The sequence below is a fragment of the Leeuwenhoekiella sp. CH_XMU1409-2 genome (assembly GCF_037029365.1).
GTDB lineage: Bacteria > Bacteroidota > Bacteroidia > Flavobacteriales > Flavobacteriaceae > Leeuwenhoekiella > Leeuwenhoekiella blandensis.
This window is the reverse complement of the sequence record NZ_JAYMEI010000048.1, coordinates 1-970: the sequence shown is the minus strand read 5'-3', so window position 1 is coordinate 970 and position 970 is coordinate 1. Positions and strand designations below refer to the sequence as shown.

Sequence of the window (970 nt, the reverse complement as noted above, 5' to 3'; positions counted from 1 at the left end):
CATTCTACAAATTCCAAAATGTCTAGAATTAATTAGCTTATAATCAACAATAGAGTAGTTTTCATAACCATTAATTTCGCATTTATCAAAATTTTTAATCCTCAATAATTTTTTTCCCTTTCGGCTCGGGAAATTGAACATTTTTTAATTTGTTCATTACACTTATTAATACCTGTTCTAACCGCACTTTTAAAATTTTGCATAGGAGTTAAATAACCGAAATACCCCTTAATGAATGTCTTTGTGGTTTTTTTTAAATTCTCGTGTAATTTTTTACATTCATTAATTTTGATTACAATATTTTTCATTTCACTTTTATTCGAGGAAATTTTGTAATTAGTTTCTAAAATAGTTTCTTCCAAAGAAGAAATATTAGCGCTAACTTCATCTTGAAAATGGTAATAATCATCGTGAGTTTCATCAATATGTTTAATTAGTGCTCTTACCTTACTCCATAAGGTAAAATTTCTCTTAAACTCTTTGGCGTTGATTAACCATATCATTTTTCCATAAAAATGCTCTCTTTGTTTTACTTCAAATGAAGATATAGAAGAGTTTTGAAATTCAACAACTAGACCAGATGAAGTCTTTATATCCGCCCGATGAACGGTATTCTCATATTTTACAATAATTTCTTGCCAGTCCAAAGGGAATTTCTTCTTCCATTTGCGATGCCATTCTGTCTCATTCTCGTACCAAATATCACAATCATTTAAATTAATATGTCTCCAATGATCAATGTTGATTTCTCCACAGTATGCTCTGACATTTTTTTTACAAATTTGACAAAATGCTAAACCTCCCTTAAAGGGCTGTATTCTATTTCCTAGATTATCAAGTGCTAATAACAATATTTTACTTCTTAAAATTTGATTTGAAATTACTCATAGAGCTGTTCCCATTGAAATCATCTTCAGTTTTAATTGATTTTAAGATGAAGAAATCATTTTAAAAATTACTAAAATTCCTT

The 970-nt window shown here is 28.1% G+C and carries 1 protein-coding gene; it reads right to left on the bottom strand.

Translation table 11 applies throughout. The features are described from left to right. Positions 1-101 precede the first annotated feature (101 nt). Complete coding sequence (locus tag WA338_RS18805; RefSeq protein WP_272985525.1) at positions 102-851, bottom strand: competence protein CoiA family protein; 750 nt, start codon at positions 849-851, stop codon at positions 102-104. Positions 852-970 lie beyond the last annotated feature (119 nt).